The sequence below is a fragment of the Streptococcus constellatus genome (assembly GCF_902167705.1).
Lineage (GTDB): Bacteria > Bacillota > Bacilli > Lactobacillales > Streptococcaceae > Streptococcus > Streptococcus constellatus_A.
Map to the genome: position 1 here is coordinate 165594 of NZ_CABHMZ010000003.1, position 21793 is coordinate 187386.

Annotated in this window: 18 protein-coding genes; 15 read left to right on the plus strand and 3 right to left on the minus strand. The window is 38.3% G+C overall.

Annotated features, from left to right (window positions below):
* Positions 1–19 precede the first annotated feature (19 nt).
* From FQ204_RS01065 to FQ204_RS01105, 9 genes are all read left to right on the plus strand, one after another.
* A complete protein-coding gene (locus tag FQ204_RS01065; RefSeq protein WP_144207551.1) occupies positions 20–859 on the plus strand; it encodes a thymidylate synthase in 840 nt (279 codons plus the stop codon).
* 220 nt (positions 860–1079) lie between these two features.
* On the plus strand, positions 1080–1592 hold the full coding sequence (locus FQ204_RS01070; RefSeq protein ID WP_144207554.1) for a dihydrofolate reductase: 513 nt from the start codon (positions 1080–1082) through the stop codon (positions 1590–1592).
* Positions 1593–1766, plus strand: coding sequence for a hypothetical protein (locus tag FQ204_RS01075; protein ID WP_144207557.1), 174 nt, complete (start codon positions 1593–1595; stop codon positions 1764–1766).
* Between the two features lie 49 nt (positions 1767–1815).
* A complete protein-coding gene (gene clpX, locus FQ204_RS01080; protein WP_144207561.1) occupies positions 1816–3048 on the plus strand; it encodes an ATP-dependent Clp protease ATP-binding subunit ClpX in 1233 nt (410 codons plus the stop codon).
* A gap of 11 nt (positions 3049–3059) precedes the next feature.
* Entirely contained in the window at positions 3060–3647 is a 588-nt protein-coding gene (gene yihA / locus FQ204_RS01085) for a ribosome biogenesis GTP-binding protein YihA/YsxC (protein WP_144207564.1), read from the plus strand.
* Positions 3648–3823: 176 nt separating this feature from the next.
* The gene (locus FQ204_RS01090) at positions 3824–4531 is read left to right on the plus strand and encodes a glucosaminidase domain-containing protein (protein WP_144207567.1); all 708 of its coding nucleotides are present in this window, start codon (positions 3824–3826) and stop codon (positions 4529–4531) included.
* A gap of 170 nt (positions 4532–4701) precedes the next feature.
* Positions 4702–5499 carry a formate/nitrite transporter family protein gene (locus FQ204_RS01095; RefSeq protein WP_144207570.1) on the plus strand — a complete coding sequence of 266 codons (798 nt, stop codon included), beginning with the start codon at positions 4702–4704 and terminating at the stop codon, positions 5497–5499.
* A 214-nt stretch (positions 5500–5713) separates the two neighbouring features.
* Positions 5714–7459, plus strand: coding sequence for an ABC transporter ATP-binding protein (locus FQ204_RS01100; RefSeq protein ID WP_144207573.1), 1746 nt, complete (start codon positions 5714–5716; stop codon positions 7457–7459).
* The gene (locus tag FQ204_RS01105; protein WP_144207576.1) at positions 7440–9188 is read left to right on the plus strand and encodes an ABC transporter ATP-binding protein; all 1749 of its coding nucleotides are present in this window, start codon (positions 7440–7442) and stop codon (positions 9186–9188) included. The genes FQ204_RS01100 and FQ204_RS01105 overlap by 20 nt, the downstream gene beginning before the upstream one ends.
* 9 nt (positions 9189–9197) lie before the next feature.
* On the opposite strand, the gene FQ204_RS01110 is transcribed toward FQ204_RS01105, so the two are convergent.
* The 3 genes from FQ204_RS01110 to FQ204_RS01120 all read right to left on the minus strand — a co-directional run bounded on the left by FQ204_RS01110 (position 9198) and on the right by FQ204_RS01120 (position 14191).
* A complete protein-coding gene (locus FQ204_RS01110) occupies positions 9198–10733 on the minus strand; it encodes an ATP-binding cassette domain-containing protein (RefSeq protein WP_144207579.1) in 1536 nt (511 codons plus the stop codon).
* A gap of 534 nt (positions 10734–11267) precedes the next feature.
* Positions 11268–12008: an amino acid ABC transporter ATP-binding protein gene (locus FQ204_RS01115; RefSeq protein ID WP_144207582.1), complete on the minus strand. Its 741-nt coding sequence runs from the start codon at positions 12006–12008 to the stop codon at positions 11268–11270.
* Positions 12008–14191, minus strand: a complete 2184-nt coding sequence (locus tag FQ204_RS01120; protein ID WP_144207585.1) for an ABC transporter substrate-binding protein/permease — start codon at positions 14189–14191, stop codon at positions 12008–12010. Before FQ204_RS01120 ends, FQ204_RS01115 begins: the two co-directional genes overlap by 1 nt.
* A gap of 162 nt (positions 14192–14353) precedes the next feature.
* Between FQ204_RS01120 and FQ204_RS01125 the strand changes: the two genes are divergently transcribed.
* From FQ204_RS01125 to hemW, 6 genes are all read left to right on the plus strand, one after another.
* The gene (locus FQ204_RS01125; protein ID WP_144207588.1) at positions 14354–15313 is read left to right on the plus strand and encodes a CPBP family intramembrane glutamic endopeptidase; all 960 of its coding nucleotides are present in this window, start codon (positions 14354–14356) and stop codon (positions 15311–15313) included.
* Positions 15314–15403: 90 nt separating this feature from the next.
* Positions 15404–17392 (plus strand): excinuclease ABC subunit UvrB, encoded by a 1989-nt coding sequence (uvrB, locus tag FQ204_RS01130; RefSeq protein ID WP_144207591.1) that lies wholly within the window; start codon positions 15404–15406, stop codon positions 17390–17392.
* Between the two features lie 30 nt (positions 17393–17422).
* Positions 17423–17974 (plus strand): DUF1697 domain-containing protein, encoded by a 552-nt coding sequence (locus FQ204_RS01135; protein WP_144207594.1) that lies wholly within the window; start codon positions 17423–17425, stop codon positions 17972–17974.
* Between the two features lie 189 nt (positions 17975–18163).
* Positions 18164–18907 carry an ABC transporter ATP-binding protein gene (locus tag FQ204_RS01140; protein ID WP_144207597.1) on the plus strand — a complete coding sequence of 248 codons (744 nt, stop codon included), beginning with the start codon at positions 18164–18166 and terminating at the stop codon, positions 18905–18907.
* Positions 18897–20537, plus strand: a complete 1641-nt coding sequence (locus tag FQ204_RS01145; protein WP_144207600.1) for a hypothetical protein — start codon at positions 18897–18899, stop codon at positions 20535–20537. The genes FQ204_RS01140 and FQ204_RS01145 overlap by 11 nt, the downstream gene beginning before the upstream one ends.
* Before the next feature lie 124 nt (positions 20538–20661).
* A complete protein-coding gene (hemW, locus tag FQ204_RS01150) occupies positions 20662–21792 on the plus strand; it encodes a radical SAM family heme chaperone HemW (protein ID WP_144207603.1) in 1131 nt (376 codons plus the stop codon).
* The last annotated feature ends 1 nt before the right edge of the window (position 21793 follow it).

The window sequence follows — 21793 nt, forward strand, 5'->3', positions numbered from 1 at the left end:
ATATTAGAAAAGGGAAATCATGACAAAAGCAGATACTATTTTTAAAGAAAATATTCGAAAAATTTTACATGAAGGTGTTTTTTCTGAAAATGCACGCCCTCGTTATAAAAACGGGAAAGTGGCTAATTCTAAGTATATCACCGGTTCTTTTGCTGAATATGACCTGAGCAAGGGAGAATTTCCTATCATAACGCTTCGCCCGATTGCTATCAAGTCAGCTATCAAAGAGGTGCTCTGGATTTACCAAGACCAATCCAATAGCTTAGATATTTTAGAAGAAAAGTACAATGTCCACTATTGGAACGATTGGGAAGTGGGAGATACTCGCACGATTGGCTTGCGTTATGGAGCGGTGGTTAAAAAGCATGATATTATCAATAAAATTTTGAAACAATTGGAGATCAATCCGTGGAATCGACGAAACATTATTTCGCTTTGGGATTATGAAGCTTTTGAAGAAACAGAAGGCTTATTGCCTTGTGCCTTTCAGACCATGTTTGATGTGCGTCGTGTAGATGGTGAAATCTATCTGGATGCAACTCTGACACAACGCTCAAATGATATGCTCGTGGCGCATCATATCAATGCCATGCAGTATGTAGCATTGCAAATGATGATTGCCAAGCATTTTGGCTGGAAAGTTGGTAAATTCTTTTATTTTGTCAACAACTTGCATATTTATGATAATCAATTTGAACAGGCAGAGGAATTGCTTCGACGTGAACCAACTAACTGCCTGCCACGCTTGGTTTTAAATGTTCCAGACGGAACCAACTTTTTTGATATTAAAGCAGAAGATTTTGAATTAGTTGATTATGATCCTGTTAAGCCGCAGTTGAAATTTGATTTAGCTATTTGAGATTGGTACAGGACTTTCAAAAAGATAGCAAATTCTTTGACTCAATAAAATTATATTTGTTTAGTTCTATGTTTAGAATTTTTAAACTTATAATTCAAAGATCCGAGGCTTTTGCTTCAACTTTCTTGTGCAATATAAATTGGTGTTGATTTGATAGTTAAAATCAGCCTTTTTTACTGAAATTTGATAAAATAGAAATATCAATTCAAAGGATGAGGAAATGACAAAGAAAATTGTAGCTATTTGGGCGCAAGATGAGAATGGCTTGATTGGGCGAGACAACACATTGCCTTGGCATTTACCAGCTGACCTCAAGCATTTTAAAGAAACGACAACTGGGCAGGCTATTTTAATGGGTAGGGTGACATTTGACGGAATGAACCGCAGAGTATTGCCCAATCGTACTACGATTATTTTAACGAGATACAAATCTTATCAGGCAGAGAATGAGCGAGTTCTGGTGTTTCATGATGTTGACTCTGTTATGAAATGGTATGAGACTCAGGAAAAAACTCTTTATATTATCGGTGGCGGTCAGATTTTTTCTGCATTCGAGCCTTTAGTTGATGAGTTGATTGTGACGCGTATTCATGCTAGTTTACAGGGGGATACTTATTTCCCGAAAGATTTTGATATGACGAAATTTCATGAGCTCTCTCGTTCTTTTTATGCCAAAGACGAAAAGAATGAATATGGCTTTACTGTAACAACCCTTCAGAGAAAGGAGTCGTAAATGGAACGTAGTATTTTCGGATTTTTTACGGCTCTTTTGTGTGTCGTTTGTGTTATAGCGGCCACACAAGCATTTCGTAAGAAACGGTATGGATTGTCAGTTCTCTTTTGGCTGAATGCTTTTACAAATTTGGTGAATAGTATTCATGCTTTTTATATGACCCTGTTTAAATAATAAGAAATGAATGAAAAAGAATGAACAACGAATAGAATTGGAGTGAAAAATGCCTACAAATCGTACGAACGAAATGATGGTTTATTGTTCTTTTTGTGGTAAAAGTCAAGAAGAAGTGCAAAAGATCATCGCAGGAAATAATGCATTTATTTGTAATGAATGTGTGGAATTAGCGCAAGAAATTATTAGAGAAGAATTGGCAGAAGAAGTGCTGGCAGACTTGTCAGAAGTGCCAAAACCACAAGAACTACTCAATATTTTGAATCATTATGTGATTGGGCAAGACCGTGCTAAGCGAGCATTGGCCGTTGCTGTTTACAATCACTATAAGCGTATCAATTTTCATGATAATCGTGAAGAAGAGGAAGATGTCGAATTGCAGAAATCCAACATTCTCATGATTGGTCCAACTGGTTCTGGCAAGACCTTTCTCGCTCAAACTTTAGCGAAAAGTCTGAATGTTCCTTTTGCGATTGCAGACGCGACAGCTTTGACGGAAGCTGGGTATGTAGGGGAAGATGTTGAGAATATTCTCTTAAAGCTCTTACAAGCAGCAGATTTCAATATTGAACGTGCAGAACGTGGCATCATCTATGTAGATGAGATTGACAAAATTGCGAAGAAAAGCGAGAATGTATCTATAACTCGTGATGTATCTGGTGAAGGCGTTCAGCAAGCCCTGCTAAAAATCATTGAAGGAACTGTTGCCAGTGTACCTCCGCAAGGTGGTCGCAAGCACCCTCAACAAGAAATGATTCAAGTAGATACCAAGAATATTCTCTTTATCGTTGGTGGTGCATTTGACGGTATTGAAGAAATTGTCAAACAACGTCTAGGCGAAAAAATTATCGGTTTTGGTCAAAATAATAAAGCCATTGATGAAAATAGTTCTTATATGCAAGAAATTATTTCTGAAGATATTCAAAAATTTGGTCTTATTCCTGAATTGATTGGTCGTTTGCCTGTGTTTGCAGCGCTTGAGCCTTTGACAGTTGATGATTTGGTGCGAATCCTTCGCGAGCCTAAGAATGCTTTAGTGAAACAATATCAAGCGCTTCTTTCTTATGACGATGTCAAATTGGAGTTTGATGATGATGCTCTCCAAGAGATTGCCAACAAAGCCATTGAACGCAAGACAGGTGCTCGTGGATTGCGCTCGATTATCGAAGAAACCATGATGGATGTCATGTTTGAAGTACCAAGTCAAGAAAATGTGAAGTTAGTGCGGATTACCAAGGAAGCAGTAGACGGAACAGATAAGCCGATTTTAGAAACAGCATAAAGAGGTGTGCAATGGAAATTAACACACACAATGCAGAAATTTTGCTAAGCGCAGCAAATAAATCTCATTATCCGCAAGATGAGATTCCTGAAATTGCCCTTGCCGGGCGATCCAATGTTGGAAAATCTTCCTTTATCAATACATTGTTAAATCGAAAAAATCTAGCTCGAACTTCTGGTAAACCAGGAAAAACGCAACTGCTGAATTTTTTCAACATTGATGACAAGCTTCGCTTTGTGGATGTCCCAGGCTATGGTTATGCTAAAGTTTCTAAAACAGAACGAGCAAAGTGGGGCAAGATGATTGAGGAATATCTGACGAGCAGGGAAAATCTCAGAGCAGTTGTCAGTCTAGTGGATTTTCGTCATGAGCCAAGTGCAGACGATGTACAAATGTACGAATTTCTCAAATATTATGAAATACCAGTTATTGTTGTAGCTACAAAAGCAGATAAAGTTCCACGCGGCAAATGGAACAAGCACGAATCAGTCATTAAGAAAAAGTTAGATTTTGATAAAAATGATGATTTTATTGTTTTTTCATCTGTTAATAAAGATGGTTTAAATGCAGCTTGGGATGCGATTTTGGAAAAAATTTAGGAATTGAAGAGAAACTGAGAATCATTGTACTGCCCCCAAAAGTTGGACAAGAAAAATCTAACTTTTTGGGGGCAGTACTTTTCTCGGTTTTTTATAATGAATCTGTCACCAAATTGTAACTAAGTAATGAGTATTTTATGTTATAATCAAAATATATTATACTGGAGAAATAAGCTATGAGAAAGAAGAAATTGAAAAAAAGAGTTTTAATAATTCTGGCTTTGGTGGCTGCTGCTTTATTGGTTAGTGCAGTTTTATCTAAGCAAGTTCACCCAGCTAGTGCCAATGACGAGACTTACCAACGCCCGTTGACTCAAACAGAAGTGTTCATTTCACAAATTGGTGAAACTGCTCGTCAATTGGGACAAGAAAATGATTTGTATGCTTCGGTTATGATTGCACAAGCCATTCTGGAAAGTAATTCTGGACGTTCTGCTTTATCAGCTGCTCCTCATCATAATTTGTTTGGTATCAAAGGAAAATATGCTGGGCAATCAGCAACAATGGCTACACTAGAAGATGACGGGCAAGGAAATACTTATAATATCAATGCAGAATTTAGATCCTATCCAAGTTATTTTGAATCTTTACAAGATTATGTGGCAATTTTAAAACATAGCCGTTACACTTATGCTTGGAAGGGTAATACGACCAGCTATATGAATGCGACAGCCGCTTTGACAGGTGTTTATGCGACGGATACAAGTTATAATGTTAAGTTGAATAATTTGATTCAACAATATAATTTGACACAATACGATGTACCAAATGTGCAAGCAACCAATGTTGCAACGACTAACAAAGTTTACAATCCTTATCGCCAACAATACACAACGCAAGAAGTGTTAGATTTGGATGTTGCTTGGGCAAATCGTCATCAATAATATTGCATATTGAGGAGAGATTGGGATAAAAATCCTAATCTCTTTTTGTTTACTATTAAATAAAAAGTCTGTTGAAGCATTCTATAAAGAAAACGCTTCCTAAATCGGAAAGTTTGTGATATAATGAGCATGTTGTTTTTGCGACAATAAGGACAAAAAGGAAGATGAAAATGACAGAATCATTATTTATTGCAAAAATTGAATATGCGTGTCACAAAAAAGAAGAGTTATTTAACGGAAGTAAAATGAAATATGCAATTCGTTCGATGTATGCAGGAGCATTTCTGACATTGAGTACAGCGGCAGGTGTTATCGCAGCAGATGTAATGAATGGGCTTGTTTCAGGGGCTGGTCGCTTTGTTTTTCCGTTTATTTTTGCTTGGGGACTGATTTACATTCTCTTTTTAAATGCTGAATTAACCACTTCAAATATGATGTATTTAACGGCAGGAACGTTTTTAAAGAAGATAAATTGGAAAAAGGCTTTGCTCATTTTACTATATTGTACATTTTTTAATTTGGTAGGTGCTCTTTTTGTTGGTTTTCTCTTTAATCAAACCAGTGCATTTACTCACCTCACATCAAATGGTTTTCTTGCTGGAATAGCAGAGCATAAATTGTCTCGCCCTAATCAGCTCGTCATTTTTGAAGGGATTATTGCAAATATCTTTGTTAATATTGCGATTTTGTCTTATTTACTGTTGAAAAATTCAACTGCAAAAATTTTGATTGTTATTTCTGCCATTTATATGTTTGTTTTTTTGACCAACGAGCACTTGGCAGCTAATTTTGCATCATTTTCTTTAGTGGCTTTTAATAAAATAGCTGGGCAAATTGAAGTTTTCAATCTTTCAAATATTTTACGGCATTTTAGCGTTACTTTTTTAGCTAATTGGATTGGCGGAGGACTTTTGATTGGTCTGCCTTACGCTTTTCTGAATCGAGATGAAGATACTTATGTAGATTGAAACTAGACTGTTTATACATAAAAATATATGTTTACAAAAAAGCAAATAAAAAGAAGGGAAACGTTTCTCTTCTTTTTATTTGTTTTAAATTTAAATCTGTTGTCACACTAAGACAAAAGATATTCGGTCTCAGTTTACTGTATCCGCTAACAAATCGCAGAGAAGGCTATATTATGATAAAATAGAACTAGTTTTGTATAAGAAAAGAGATTTCATGAAAGATTTATTGAAATATTTTAAGGGTTATATCAAAGAATCCTTGTTAGGACCGCTGTTTAAATTGTTAGAAGCTAGTTTTGAATTATTGGTGCCAATTTTGATTGCAACGATTGTTGACCAAACAATCCCTAAAAAAGATAGCACGCATCTTTATACCATGGTCTTTTTACTGGTTATCCTAGCATCGTTTGGTGTTGTCGTGGCGATTATTGCTCAATATTATTCCTCAAAAGCAGCGGTAGGTTTTACACGTCAATTAACCAAAGATTTATATCAAAAAATTATGCGTTTGCCAAAAGCTAATCGAGATAACTTGACGACATCTAGTCTGGTCACTCGTTTGACAAGCGATACTTATCAAATTCAGACCGGTATCAATCAATTTCTTCGTCTTTTTTTGCGTGCGCCGATTATTGTTTTTGGCTCGATTATCATGGCATTTTTGATTAGTCCAAGTATTACGCTATGGTTTTTGCTCATGGTTGTCATCCTAACTGGTATTATCTATATCATGTCACGCTTGGTAAATCCGCTTTACGCTAAAATTCGCCAAATTACAGATAAAATTGTCAATATGACACGCCAACAACTGCAAGGTATGCGTGTTATCCGTGCCTTTGGGCAAACAAATAAAGAAATTCATGAGTTTAGAGATACCAATGAAATCTATAAAACCTGGCAGATAAAAACAGGAGTTTGGTCCAGCTTGATTAGCCCGTTGACTTTTTTAGTGGTAAATAGCACATTGGTCATGGTTATTTGGCATGGGAATCTAGCTATTGGACAGAATTTACTGACGCAAGGGAAATTAGTTGCTTTGGTCAATTACCTTTTGCAAATTTTGATAGAACTGTTGAAATTAGCTATGCTCGTCACTTCTTTGAATCAAAGTTACATCAGCGCTGGACGAATCCAAGAAGTCTTTGAACAGGAAGAGGAAGATGTGTTAGCAGAACTGCTAAATACACATTCTGTTGGCGCTCAATCTATTTCTGCTGAAAATGTTACCTTTACCTATCCACAAGCTGCTAGTCCAGCTTTGGAAAATATTTCGTTTGATTTGCTATCTGGTCAGACTTTGGGCGTGATTGGAGGAACAGGCTCAGGGAAATCAACTTTAGTGCAACTCTTAGCGCATTTGTATACGATTGATGCTGGTCAGTTGACTATTTTCAAAAATGGTCGAAGCCCTCGAAATCTGAAAGAATGGCGCACTTGGATGAGCTTGGTACCGCAAAAAGCAGAATTGTTTCGCGGAACGATTCGCTCAAACTTGTCGCTGGGTCTGGAAGATGAGGTGACGGACGAACAACTCTGGTGGGCTCTTGACGTTGCGCAAGCTAGTGACTTTGTACGGGAAAAAGAAGGTCAGCTAGATGCAGTGGTAGAAACTTTTGGTCGGAATTTTTCCGGTGGTCAACGACAACGGTTGACGATTGCGCGAGCGATCTTACAAAAAGTACCTTTTCTTGTGCTGGATGATTCCACTTCGGCACTTGATTATTTAACAGAAGCCAAACTATTACAAGCGATTAAAGAACAATTAAAGAGCACGAGTTTGATTTTAATTTCTCAACGAACCAATAGCTTGCGGGCAGCCGATCAAATACTTGTCTTAGATAAGGGTCGGCAGGTAGCTCTTGGTGCACATGAAGATTTGCTTCAAACGAGCGCTATTTATCGAGAAATTCATCTCTCACAACATAGTAAGGAGGAAAAGCATGAAAACGAGGTATTCTAAAAGTGGTCTGAAACGCCTTGCAAGTGATTTATTGCAGCAGCAATGGCTTTTCCTACTAGCTACAATTGGAACGATTGTTCAGGTTGCCTTGACTATTTATTTGCCGATTTTGATTGGAAATGCAGTTGATAGTGTTCTACTTCCCGATGCAAGTCAGCATTTGCTTCCAATTCTTTCTAAAATGGGTCTGGTGATTGTTGCCAATACAGCGATTCAGTGGCTCAATCCTTTAATCTATAATCAGTTGATTTATAGCTATAGTCGGAAACTTCGGGATGCTGTCATTCAAAAAATTCATCGTCTTCCCTTAGCTTATCTTGATCGTCAAGGGAGTGGTGATTTAGTAAGCCGTTTGACGACAGACGTGGAGCAGCTAAATAATGGTCTGCTTATGGTTTTCAATCAGTTTTTTGTAGGCGTGTTGACTATTCTTGTAACGATTGTGACAATGGCAAGTATTGACTTTTTCATGATGATATTAGTCTTGCTTTTAACCCCTTTATCTATGCTGATTGCTCGGTTTATTGCCCGTAAAAGCTACAAGCTGTTTCAAAAACAAACGACGGCACGGGGGCTTCAAACACAACTGATTGAAGAAAGTCTCTCTCAAGAAAGTTTGATTCAAAGTTTTAATGCTCAAGAGCAGTTCATTGAGGATTTTACAAAAGGCAATGAGAGCTATGCGGATTACTCTCAAGAAGCGATTTTTTATTCCTCTACTGTTAATCCAGCAACGCGCTTTGTGAATGCTCTTATTTATGCCATTGTTGTAGGATTTGGTGCAGTTCGTATCATCAATGGCTCCAGCTTTACGGTCGGACAATTAGTGACTTTTTTAAATTATGTCAACCAATACACCAAGCCTTTCAACGATATTTCGTCTGTTATGGCTGAACTACAAAGCGCCCTTGCTTGTGCAGAGCGCTTGTACATGATTTTAGATGAAAAAGAAGTTGTGGAAACTGGGAAAGAAGAACTTACGAGTGAGGCAGTACGGGGAGCGATTCGTTTTGAACATGTCCGTTTTGGTTATGAAAAAAATAACCCCTTGATTCACGATTTAAATATGACCATTCAAGCAGGAAGCAAAGTTGCTATTGTCGGTCCAACTGGTGCTGGAAAATCGACTTTAATCAATCTCCTCATGTGCTTTTATAATGTAGATGCGGGTAAGATTAAGCTAGACGACATAGATATTACAGACTACACCAGAGTCTCATTTCGCCAGCAGTTTGGTATGGTTTTACAGGAAACATGGCTGAAGACAGCGACGATTCATGAAAATATTGCTTTTGGGCGACCAGAAGCGAGCCGAGAAGAAGTAGTTGCAGCAGCTAAAGCTGCGAATGCTCATTTCTTTATTCAGCAATTGCCAAATAGCTATGATACCTATCTAGCAGATGCAGGGGATTCTTTGTCCCAAGGACAACGCCAGCTATTGACCATTGCGCGTGTTTTTCTAGCAGTTCCAAAAATTTTGATTTTGGATGAGGCTACTTCCTCTATTGATACGCGGACTGAAGTGCTTATTCAGGAGGCTTTTAATAAGCTAATGGTAGGACGAACCAGTTTTATTATTGCTCATCGCTTGTCTACTATTCAGAATGCAGATATCATTTTAGTGCTTGTTGACGGAGATATTGTGGAACATGGCAGTCATCAAGAGCTGATGCAAGCAAAAGGCGTTTATTACCAAATGCAGACAGCTCAAGGGAGCTTGGCTGTTTAGAGAACAAATTTATAGCTGTTCATTTCTGGCTTGCTCTAGTCCTGTTTCGGTCAAGCGATAGATTTTTTGACAGATTTCTTTTAGAAAAGTACGATCATGTGAAACGGTAATGATAGCGCCGCTATAGTCTGTAAAAAGTTTTCGTACTTGTGGCTGCGAAGTGGGGGAAAAGTTGCGTGTCGGCTCATCTAGCAACAAGACATTTGCTTGCTCTAATACCATTTTTAGAAGGAGTAATTTGGCCTTTTGTCCGCCAGATAGTTGAGAAACGGGATGTTGTACTTCATTGCGCGTGAATTGCAGACTGGCTAGGTGCGTGAGGATTTTTTCTCGCTCAATAGCCTCTCCTGTGGATGTTAGAAAATCTATTGGAGAATCGGCTTCGTTCAACATATCCTGATAATTTTGAGGCATATATCCTAGTGTAATGTCTCTTTTATTTTGCAATAGATTTCGTAGTTCTTTGAGAAAAGTAGATTTACCGACACCATTTTCACCAATAATCCCAATCTTTTCCTGCCCTAAGAGTTCAAAATTTATATTTTTGGCTAAGGTACGTTCCCCTACCTTCAAACACATCTGTTCGAGAATGACTACTCTTTTTGCAGATGGCAGAGGAGTGATAGTAGAAAATTGTAGATTGATAGTATCTGCCTGTGTAGGTAATTCTGTTATCTTGGCGCCTTCTCGTTCAAAACGTTTTTCTTGCGAGAGGACATTTTTCATTTTTTTAGCCACTAATCTTCCAGCCGTGCTATCATGGGTGTTGCGCAGCACATGCTCTACACTTTGCTTGACACGACGATGTTTTTCCATTGTTTTTTCATATTCTTCGCGTTCTTTTCTTGCGTTTTTAGTTTGCTTTTCAAATGCAGCTTGTCGTTGCTGGCTGTAATGTTCATAATCAAGATTCTGTACGGTCGTCCGAGCTTCTTGCTTTTTCTTAACCAATTCCAAATGTACGATTTTTGTCGCTGCATGACTTAAAAGACTTTCATCATGTGAAACAAACATAACTGTTTGAGGTGTATTTTGAAGAAAATTTTCCAGCCAAATCAGAGTATCTATGTCTAAATCATTGGAAGGTTCATCTAAAAAGAGCAGGTCACAAGAACTGGACAATTGTTTCAGTAACTGAACTTTCACAATTTCACCGCCAGATAGAGTTGCTAATATTTGCTGACTAGTAAAACGTTGACTGTCGAAATGTAATTCTTGAGCAAAGCGATAAAGTTTGCTGTAATCTAAATCTATGTTCAAATCTCCAAAGAAATAGTCGTTGAGGGAGAGTTTTCTTTCATTTTCAGGCAAAGTTTGGGGCAAATAAGCATAACGATGATAGTTTTTCTGAATTTCTCCTCTATAACTAACATAGTCTGAAACAAGTGCATCATTCATAAGTAGCTTGAGAAGAGTAGATTTTCCATTCCCTTCCTCCCCGATAATGGCGATTTTATCGCCTGCATTGACCGTGAGTGATAAATCGCTGACTAAGTCTTTCAAGTCTTTTAAATGGGTAATAGTTAAATGTCGAATTTGTAGCATACAAGTCTCCTTTTGATGTTCGTTGTTATTTTAGGGCTAAGAAAAACAGCCCTATTTTATCTAGTAGAGCTGTTCTTGTTTTTGGATTGCCAACAAACATTGCAAAACGGAGTAGTCTGCAACGAATAAATTATTATTGAGAAGTTTGAAAAAATTCTTTTATAAAAATAGGCAAGAGCATGACAAAAAATCTACTAGATAAAGTTTCCTTTAAGCAATAGATTTCTTGTACATAGACTCCTTACCTCCGAATTTTACTGATTTTAGTGTAGCAAAAAAGATATAAAATGTCAAAAGGATACCAAGACAAAAGTTTGTCACTAAGAATAAATGGAATGAAAGTGCAAAAAGGGAGTGGGACAAAAATTGATATTTCGTAAGGAATCGATTTTGTTGTCCCACCCCGCAAGGTTGAGTAAGTCTGTAAAAGCTGATAGATCAGCGCATTAAAGACCACTCAACTACTGCGTTATTGAGTTTTATTCTAGAAAGTAAACGAGTCTGGAACATTTTTGTCCCAGACTCGAAGTAGTATTACACGTTCAAAACTTTATCTAGGAAGTCTTTGAGGCGTGGGTGTTGTGGATTGTCAAAGATTTGGTCAGGTTTGCCGTCTTCTAAGAATTCTCCGTTAGCTGTAAAGATGACACGGTTGGCTACTTGACGAGCAAATCCCATTTCATGAGTCACGATAATCATGGTCATGCCTTGCTTGGCCAATTCTTTCATAACATTGAGAACATCTCCGACCATTTCGGGGTCAAGAGCGGAAGTCGGTTCGTCAAAGAGCATAATATCAGGACTCATAGCAAGTCCACGTGCGATCGCCACACGTTGTTTTTGTCCGCCTGAGAGACTATCTGGCATGGCATCAGCCTTATCAGATAAACCGACTTTTTCTAATAGTTCCATACCAAGTTTTTCCGCTTCGGTCTGTGTCATTCGCTTGTGTTCGACAGGTGCAAAGGTGATATTTTCCAAAACGGTCATGTGAGGGAAGAGATTGAAATGTTGGAAAACCATGCCGATATTTTCACGAACCAAGTCGACATCTGTTTTTTTGTCAGTTAGGTCGAAACCGTCCACGGTAATAGAGCCACTTGTAACTTCTTCAAGCAGGTTTAGGCTACGTAGAAAAGTTGATTTTCCGGAACCAGAAGGGCCGATGATGCAGACCACATCTCCTTCGTAGAATTTCGTTGTAATTCCTTTTAGAACTTCATTTTCCCCGTAGTATTTATGTAAATCATTGACATCAATTTTTAATTTAGCCATTATTTAATCCTCTTTTCTAAGCGTTTTGCAAGTCTCGTTAAAAGAGTGATGATAATCAAGTAAAAGACTGCTAGGATAGCGTACATTTTGAAACTTTGGTAGTTACGAGCAATGATGATTTTCCCAGTTTGGAAAAGTTCGACAAGACCGATAGCAGAGACGATTGTAGTATCTTTCAAAGCGATAACAAATTGATTGACGAAGTTTGGCAACATAATTTTTGTTGCTTGTGGCAAAATAATCTTTCTCATGGTTTTTGAGTAAGAAATACCAAGGCTTCGGCTGGCTTCCATTTGTCCAACTGGAACAGCTTGAATCCCACCACGGACGATTTCTGCAATATAAGCGCCAGCATTGAGAGAAAGAGCAATCGTACCAGCCACAAAATCGTTGATTGGACTTTGATGCCCTGTCATCGATTCGATGAAGTTAGGAATACCCCAGAAGATAAAGGCTGCGAGAATCATAAGCGGGATTCCACGAATAACATCCACGAAGAGTTCTGAAATGATGCGGAGTGCTTTGACGGGACTCACGCTAAACATTCCAAAGATAATTCCAATTACCATAGCAATAGCAAATGATAGAAGCGCAAGAGCAATGGTGATACCAAGTCCACTTAACAATTGTTTATAGTTGTTTTGGAGAAGCCCCCAAATGGTAGTTTCATCAACTGTACTGTCTGAAGAGCTGGTATTTGAGTTTGATTTCTTTAGATACTTATCAAGAATTTTTTGATATTGACCATTTTTCTTGATATTTGCTAAACCATTATTAAACATTTGAATCAATTCAGGATTACTACCTTTTTTCACTGCAAAAGCAGTATCTCCGATAGGGGTTCCCTTGATTGGAGTTTTTAGTTTTTGACCTTGGCTAATGGAGTATTTTACAACGGGTTCGTCGTCCATAACAGCATCCACAGAGCCAGAGTTTAAACTGTCATACATAGAAGAAGCGTCAGCGAATGTCTTGATTTTATAGCCATACTTGTTTTGATTTTCTGTTAAGAAGGTTTGCGAAGCAGTACCATTTTTAACTCCGACTGTTTTGCCTTTCAAGCCTTTGTATGAAGTAATTGTGCTGGATTCTTTGACAGCAAGGATTGCATTGGCTGTATAGTATGGTTCTGAGAAATCAAAGGTCTCTTTACGAGCATCTGTCACAGACATTCCTGCAATCATTCCATCAGCTTGTCCAGATTGTACAGCATTTAAAGCAGCATCAAAACCGGGATTTGTGATTTCAATTGTGAAACCTTGGTCTTTGGCAATGGCTTTTATCAAATCCATGTCAATCCCAGTATATTTGTTATTACTATCTTGAAAAACGAATGGTGCAAAGGAAGAGTCGCTTGCAATCATATATTTAGATTTTACTGGAGTTGCTTTTTGACCAGCAGGAGTAGTGGTTTCTGGAGTAGAACTAGTTGCTTTCGTCGTTGTAGAGCTTGTCCATTTTGTGATGATTTTGTCAAGAGAACCATCTTTTTTCATTTGAGCAAGTGCTTCGTTAAATTCTGTTATCAGATATTCATATTTGCTTCCTTTTTTTACACCAAAGGCAAAGCTACCAACGGCTTCTCCTTTCATAGAGATTTTTAAGTTTTGCCCCTGCTTGATAGCATATTCGATAACCGGTTGGTCGTCCATGACTGCATTAACAGAGCCAGCAGAAAGGCTATTATACATCAAATCTCCTGTATCAAATGTTTTCAGATTGAATTTATATTTGTTTTTGATTTTTTCAAGGAAACGTTGGGCAGCAGTTCCGTTTTTAACTCCAACAGTTTTTCCTTTTAATTGCGAATAACTGCTGATTGTATTGGCTTTAGTCGTTGCAATGACAACTTTTGTATCATAATAAGTATCAGACATGGTGAAGACTTTTTCACGGTCTTTGGTTTTTGTCATCCCAGCCATAATAGCATCTGCTTGACCGGATTGAACGGCGTTAACGGCTGCATCAAAGCCAGGGAAGGTCATATTGATATCCCAACCTTTTAGTTCCGCAACTTTATTGATAATATCCACGTCAATACCTTTGTAAGTTTGATCGGAATCTTTAAATTCAAAAGGTGCGTAAGCTGTATCAGATACTATTTTGATTGTATCAGCATGAATAGTTGTTACAGCAAAGAGTGGTAGTAAAGCTAACAAAAAAGCTATAATTTTTTTCTTCATGAGTCTCTCCTTTAAAGAATATTTTTAAATTATACCAAAAATATCTTCCAAAGGCAAATATTTCGTATTTTTATGTTAGATTTTATAACATACAATTAAAAATTATTTTATATTTTCGTAAAATAAATATGATATAATAATAAAAAATAGAAAGGAAATTTTATGTTTAAATCTCGTATGCTTGATAATGTGGAACAGTCCCGTTACATTCCGTCTATTTGGTTGGCAGTTATCCTCTCGATTGTTTTTGTTTATGGAGGTGAAATTGTCGGCGGGCTTGCACTGGTTCCAATTTCGATACTGCTTGGTCTTGTGCTTGGTCTTGTTCATTCTGGGACAGGCTTTGTAATGATACAAGAACTGATATCGCATTATATGATTTTCATCCAACTCTTCCTCTTTTCCTTTATTTCTTTGGCTCTCTTTCTTTGGGTGAAATGCGTTGAAAAAAGACCTTTTTCAAGTCTTGGTTTTTTTAAGGAAAATTGGTTTAAAGAACTAGCAAAAGGTTTTTTGATTGGAGGGGCACAGTTTTCTCTCATAGTTGTCTTACTTTTGGTGACAGGTGTAGGTAGGTTAGAACTCAACTATCTTAGTTTGGAGCCCTTTCTCTTTATTATCGCCTTGATTCCGTTTTGGATTTTACAAGGAGGAACAGAAGAATTGGTGACGCGTGGCTGGCTATTTCCTACAGTTACTGCCAAGTCAAATATTTTGGTCGGTATTTTAATCTCTGCTAGTCTATTTGGTGCTCTCCATTTATTAAATCCTGGAGTGACGCTTCTTTCAATTGTCAACATTATTCTTGATGGTATTTTTGCTTGTTTTTATATGCTAAAAGCGGACAATATGTGGGGTCTGGCTGGTATTCACGGTGCTTGGAATTTTGTTCAAGGTAACATTTATGGTATTCAGGTCAGTGGTCAGGGAGCAGAAGCTTCTGTCTTTGCCTACAATACGAAATCCAGCGTAGATTGGCTTTCGGGTGGGGCTTTTGGCGCAGAAGGTTCTATTTTCACCAGTCTGGTGTTAATTCTCAGCATTGCTTATTTATATTGGACTCTTAAAAAAGAAGAAAAATTGCCAGCAGCATTGCAATTTAGAAAATCAAATCTCACTTAGTTTTACTAGGTGAGATTCTTTATATCCTAAGTCAGTGATATTTTAAGAATTGTGATAAAATAAGAGAAGATTGTATAGAGGAAAAGAATAATGATAAATAGAATTACGGACAATAAATTTAAATTAGTTTCCAAGTATGAGCCTTCAGGAGATCAACCACAGGCGATTGAGCAATTAGTGGATAATATAGAGGGTGGTGAGAAAGCTCAGATTCTCATGGGAGCGACAGGAACTGGGAAGACCTATACTATGAGTCAGGTCATTCAAAAGGTCAATAAACCGACCCTAGTCATCGCTCATAATAAAACCCTGGCTGGTCAGCTCTATGGCGAGTTTAAGGAGTTTTTTCCTGACAATGCGGTTGAATACTTTGTGTCTTACTATGACTATTACCAACCAGAAGCCTATGTGCCTTCCAGTGATACCTATATTGAGAAGGACAGCTCGGTCAACGATGAGATTGATAAACTTCGTCACTCAGCAACCTCGGCTCTTCTGGAGCGCAACGATGTGATTGTAGTGGCGTCAGTCAGCTGCATTTATGGTCTGGGGTCACCTAAGGAATATTCTGATAGCGTGGTCAGTCTGCGACCTGGTTTGGAGATTTCGCGGGATCAACTTCTCAATGATTTGGTTGATATTCAATTTGAGCGCAATGATATTGACTTTCAGCGGGGAAAATTTCGTGTGCGTGGCGATGTTGTGGAAATCTTCCCAGCTTCTCGCGATGAACATGCTTTTCGGGTGGAATTTTTCGGGGATGAAATTGACCGTATTCGAGAAGTAGAAGCATTGACCGGTCAAGTGTTGGGCGAAGTAGACCATTTAGCCATTTTTCCTGCCACTCACTTTATGACCAATGACGAAAATATGGAAATTGCCATTGGTAAGATTCAAGCGGAATTAGAAGATCAGCTAGCCTTTTTTGAAAGGGAAGGGAAGCTTTTAGAAGCTCAGCGTTTGAAACAAAGAACCGACTATGATATTGAAATGTTGCGGGAGATGGGCTACACGAATGGTGTAGAAAATTATTCTCGCCACATGGACGGACGGAGCGAAGGTGAGCCTCCTTACACTTTACTGGATTTCTTTCCAGATGATTTTTTGATTATGATTGACGAAAGTCACATGACTATGGGGCAGATTAAGGGGATGTATAATGGTGACCGTTCACGGAAGGAAATGTTGGTCAATTACGGCTTCCGTCTGCCATCAGCTTTGGACAATCGTCCGCTACGTCGGGAAGAGTTTGAAAGTCATGTCCACCAGATTGTCTATGTATCTGCGACACCGGGAGACTATGAGCGGGAGCAAACGGATACGGTGATTGAGCAAATTATTCGACCAACTGGTCTGTTGGATCCAGAAGTCGAAGTGCGTCCGACGATGGGACAAATAGATGATCTTTTAGGCGAAATCAACGCACGTGCTGAAAAGAATGAGCGGACCTTTATCACGACTTTAACCAAGAAAATGGCGGAGGATTTGACCGACTACTTCAAGGAAATGGGTGTCAAGGTCAAGTATATGCACTCAGATATCAAGACTCTAGAGCGGACAGAAATTATTCGAGATCTGCGGCTGGGTATCTTTGATGTTTTAGTCGGAATCAACTTGCTGCGTGAGGGAATTGATGTGCCAGAGGTTAGTCTGGTTGCCATTCTTGATGCAGATAAGGAAGGCTTCCTCCGCAATGAGCGTGGTTTGATCCAGACCATTGGTCGGGCTGCCCGTAACAGCGAAGGACACGTCATCATGTATGCTGATACTGTTACTGAGTCTATGCAAAAGGCTATGGACGAGACTGCCCGCCGTCGTCAGATTCAAATGGCTTATAACGAAGAACATGGTATTGTACCGCAAACAATCCAGAAAGAAATCCGCGATCTAATCAGCGTGACAAAAGCTGTTTTACCAGATAAGGAAGAAGTGGTAGATATTGAAAGCCTCAATAAACAAGAGCGTAAGAATATGATTAAGAAATTAGAAGGTCAAATGCAAGAAGCTGCTGGTCTTCTGGACTTCGAACTCGCCGCTCAAATTCGGGATATGATTTTGGAGATTAAGGCGGTGGATTAGAAAGACAAACAAATCAAGAAGGGAAGAAGAATGCGTTACACACTCTTACTCCGCGGCATCAATGTCGGCGGGAAAAACAAGGTTGACATGTCAGACCTGAAGGCTGATTTGGCGGAGCTGGGTTTTGAAAATCTTGTCTCCTACATCAACAGCGGCAATCTCTTTTTTGACAGCAGTGAGCGGGAGGGGGAGATTGGCGAGCGACTGACAGCTTATTTCAGGCGATCCTATGACTTTCCAATCCCCTTTGTCTTGATTAGCTCTGCTATTCTTCAAGAAGAAATGGCAAAACTGCCTGCTTGGTGGCGGGATGAAGCAGCCTATCGGCGCGATGTCCTTTTTTACCTGCCGGAAGCCAATCGCGAGCAGATAGAGGCAGAGGCAGGGCGCTGGGCAAATGACAAGGAGCTGCTGCATTTTGGTCAGACAGCCTTCTTTTATAGAAATAGCGACCAGGCTGACTACCTCAAGTCCAACTACCACAAAAAGCTGCTTAAATCCAGCTTTTACAAGTCTTTGACTATTCGAAATGGGAAAACCTTTCAGAAGATTTTGGAGTTGGCAGATGCGATTCAAAGATGAATAGTTGATTGATTTTTATTCCTTACTCAATAAAAATCAAAATCAGACTAGGAGGTAAACAGTGCGTGCCATCATTTCGATTTTAGAATGTATCAATTATTTTAACTTATATATATTTGTAAAAAGTAGAAGATAGCTTCTTGCTTTTGGTAGTATGATCTGAAAATTTTCAGTAGATAAGGAGAATTTATGATTGAGTTTAAAGATGTTACAAAAGTGTACGATGACAAGATAGCGTTGAATCATCTGAATTTAACGCTTCAAAGTGGAGAAATTGTAGGCTTAATTGGACACAATGGTGCTGGAAAATCAACAACGATTAAATCATTGGTTAGTGTGATTAATCCAACGAATGGTCAAATTTATGTGGACGGAAAGGAATTAGCAGCCAATCGGTTGGAAATAAAGAAAAAAATTGGTTATGTATCGGATTCGCCAGATTTATTTTTACGTCTGACAGCAAATGAATTCTGGGAATTGGTCGGAACTTCTTATGATATGAGTCCTTCAGATTATGAGAGTTGTCTGTCTGACTTACTGGAATTATTTGATTTTACAGCTCATCGCTATGAAGTCATTGAATCATTTTCGCATGGAATGCGACAAAAAGTATTTGTCATTGCTGCTCTTTTATCTGACCCTGATATCTGGGTATTAGATGAACCTCTAACTGGCCTGGATCCGCAGGCTGCTTTTGACCTTAAACAAATGATGCGAGAGCATGCAGATAAAGGAAATACTGTTTTGTTTTCCACACATGTTTTAGAAGTAGCAGAGCAGTTGTGTGACCGTATTGCCATTCTCAAAAAAGGGGAACTGCTATTTTACGGTACGATTGAGGAATTGAAAGGTCAACATCCTGAAAAATCCTTAGAAAGTATTTACCTCAGTTTGGCTGGTCGTAGAGAAGAGGTGAGTTCTGATGCGTCTTAAAGCGATTCGCTCTCTCATTCATGCAAATATCATATATACGACGCAATCAACTAGGCTTGCTAGTTATCGTAAAAAGCAGCAAAAAAATCCACAGAAAAAAGGAAATGTTGCTAGAAATCTAGTGATGAACTATCTCTATGCTGGAATTTTGTATGCTTGTATATTTGGTGTACAGGGTGCTTTTTTACCACTTGCTCAGAATCCAGGCTTATTTTCAAATTTTGTCAGCGTCTTTTATCTATTCATCTTTGCACAAGGATTTCTTTCTTTTTACAATGTCTTTTATGAAAGTAAAGACTTGCAAGCTTACCGGCCTTATGCCTTTAGTGAGAGCGAAATTATGGTTGGGAAAGGATTTTCTGTTCTTTTAACTACTTTAATGGGAGTTTTTCCGATTGTTATTTATTTCATTAGCTTGCAAATGCAATCGGGTCAACCAATCTGGCTTGCAATCCCTATTTTGCTAATTTCGTTAGGGGTTTTATTTTCAACGCTAATTTTCCTTCTTTTGGTTGGTGTTCATTTTATTACGAAAACGGCTATTTTTAGGAAATACAAAAAGCTTGCCTCTAATATTTTATTGGCTCTTGCTACAATAATGGCTTTTGGTGCGATTTTATTAGTGAATTTGCAAAATAACTCTAACGTTAAAAACGCAATATTGCAGGATCAACCTGCTTATTTTCCACCGATAACGATTTTTCATACTTTCAGTATGCAACCTTTTGCTTTGAATTCCTTGCTTGGAATGGGCGCTTGGATAGTCGTAGCTTTATTTTTATTCATTATTGTTAAGCAAAAGGTTTTACCAGAATTTTATGAAGCAGCACTGACGACAACCGCGGTGGTTAATAGACAAAAACGAACGAAAATTTTCAAGGTGAATGGACTTAGAAACTTTCCGCAGTTTGTGTGGCGTTATCAATTAAATCTAATTAGTGATGGCTCCGTCTTATTACAAACTCTTTTGATGTCTAGTGTGTTACCTTACTTTATTTTAATTCCAATGACTGCTGGTTTTTTGCAATATCGAGAGACTATTTCTCCTTATCTAACGACTAAATTCGCTTTTCCTTTGATGTTGATAGCAACATTTGTGGCAAGCTTAAATACGGGTGGCGCAAATTTAACAGGAATTGGCATCTCACTCGAACGTGAAAATTATGATTATTTGAAAGTATTGCCCTTTGACATGGCGCGTTATCTTAAACTCAAGTTTTGGAATTTATTTGTCATTCAATCCATTTTTCCATTCATTTTGTTAGCAATCTTTTCCTTTGTGGTTGGTGTACAACCTGTTGCTATTTTATTGATGCTAATCGCTTGGTTATTGACTTGTCTAGCTTGGAGTGCTTGGGGATATCATCGTGATAAACGCTTGCTAGTGACCAATTGGTCGAATGTGACGGAATTATTTAATCGCGAAAATAATTCACTAAAGATGATTTTGGGCATTGTTGCTATGATTATTTACATAATCATTATTGCAGTGAGCGCTTATTTCATTTTGCTATCACCAGATTTAGTGGGCTATTTGTTAGCGGGTGTTTTTCTGATTGCTCTGGCAATGATGGCATTTTTATTGACAAATCATTATTTGAAAAAAGTTCAAGCTGAAGTGGAAAATTAGGCTGAAAGTTTTTGAATACTTACTATGTTTTTATTGCTTAGCAAAAATATATTGATAAGAGTCTATAAATTTTGGTGTGAACTTTGAAACATCTATATACTAAATTTATGCTATAATAAATACTATGCACACCAAACCAACTTCTGCTTATGTACACATTCCGTTTTGTACTCAAATTTGTTATTATTGTGACTTTTCCAAAGTTTTTATCAAAAACCAACCTGTCGATGCTTATTTGGTGCATTTGATTCAGGAGTATAGGTCTTATGATATAAAAAATCTGCGAACGCTCTATATTGGCGGTGGGACGCCGACGGCACTTTCAGCGCAGCAGCTGGAGTTTTTGCTAGCAGAACTGACGAAAAGTTTGGATTTATCATGTTTAGAAGAGCTAACGATTGAGGCCAATCCAGGTGATTTGGATCCAGATAAGATTGCTGTTTTAAAAGATTCGGCTGTTAACCGAGTGTCTTTGGGTGTCCAAACGTTTGACGATCGCATGCTCAAGCAAATTGGGCGCAGCCATTTAGAGAAAGATATTTATGAAAATATCACCAATCTGAAGCAAGCTGGTTTTGATAATATTTCCATCGACCTGATCTACGCCCTGCCCAAGCAGACCATGGACAATGTGCGGGAAAATGTGGCCAAGGCTATTGCACTAGACATCCCTCACATGAGTCTTTACAGCTTAATTTTAGAGAATCACACGATCTTTATGAACCGAATGCGGCGAGGAAAGCTGCCTTTACCGAAAGAAGACTTGGAAGCAGAGATGTTTGAGTATATCATTGAGGAGTTGGAAAAGGCTGGTTTTGAACACTATGAAATTTCCAACTTTTCCAAGCCAGGCTTTGAGAGTCGACACAATCTCATGTACTGGGATAATGCAGAATACTTTGGTATTGGGGCTGGAGCTTCTGGCTATGTTAACGGGGTTCGTTATAAGAATCATGGACCGATTCGTCATTATTTAGAGGCGGTTGAAAAAGGCAATGCGCGTGTGAATGAAGAACATCTGAGTAAGCAAGAGATGATGGAAGAAGAAATGTTTCTAGGCTTGCGTAAGAAGTCAGGTGTTTCTAAAAAGCGTTTTGAAGGAAAATTTGGTATTTCTTTTGATCAGCAGTATGGTCATGTAGTAACAGAATTGACTGAGCAAGGACTCTTAGTTCCTGATAAAGAAATCGTCCGTATGACTAAAAAGGGCCTTTTTTTAGGTGATACGGTCGCAGAGAAATTTATATTGGGGTAAA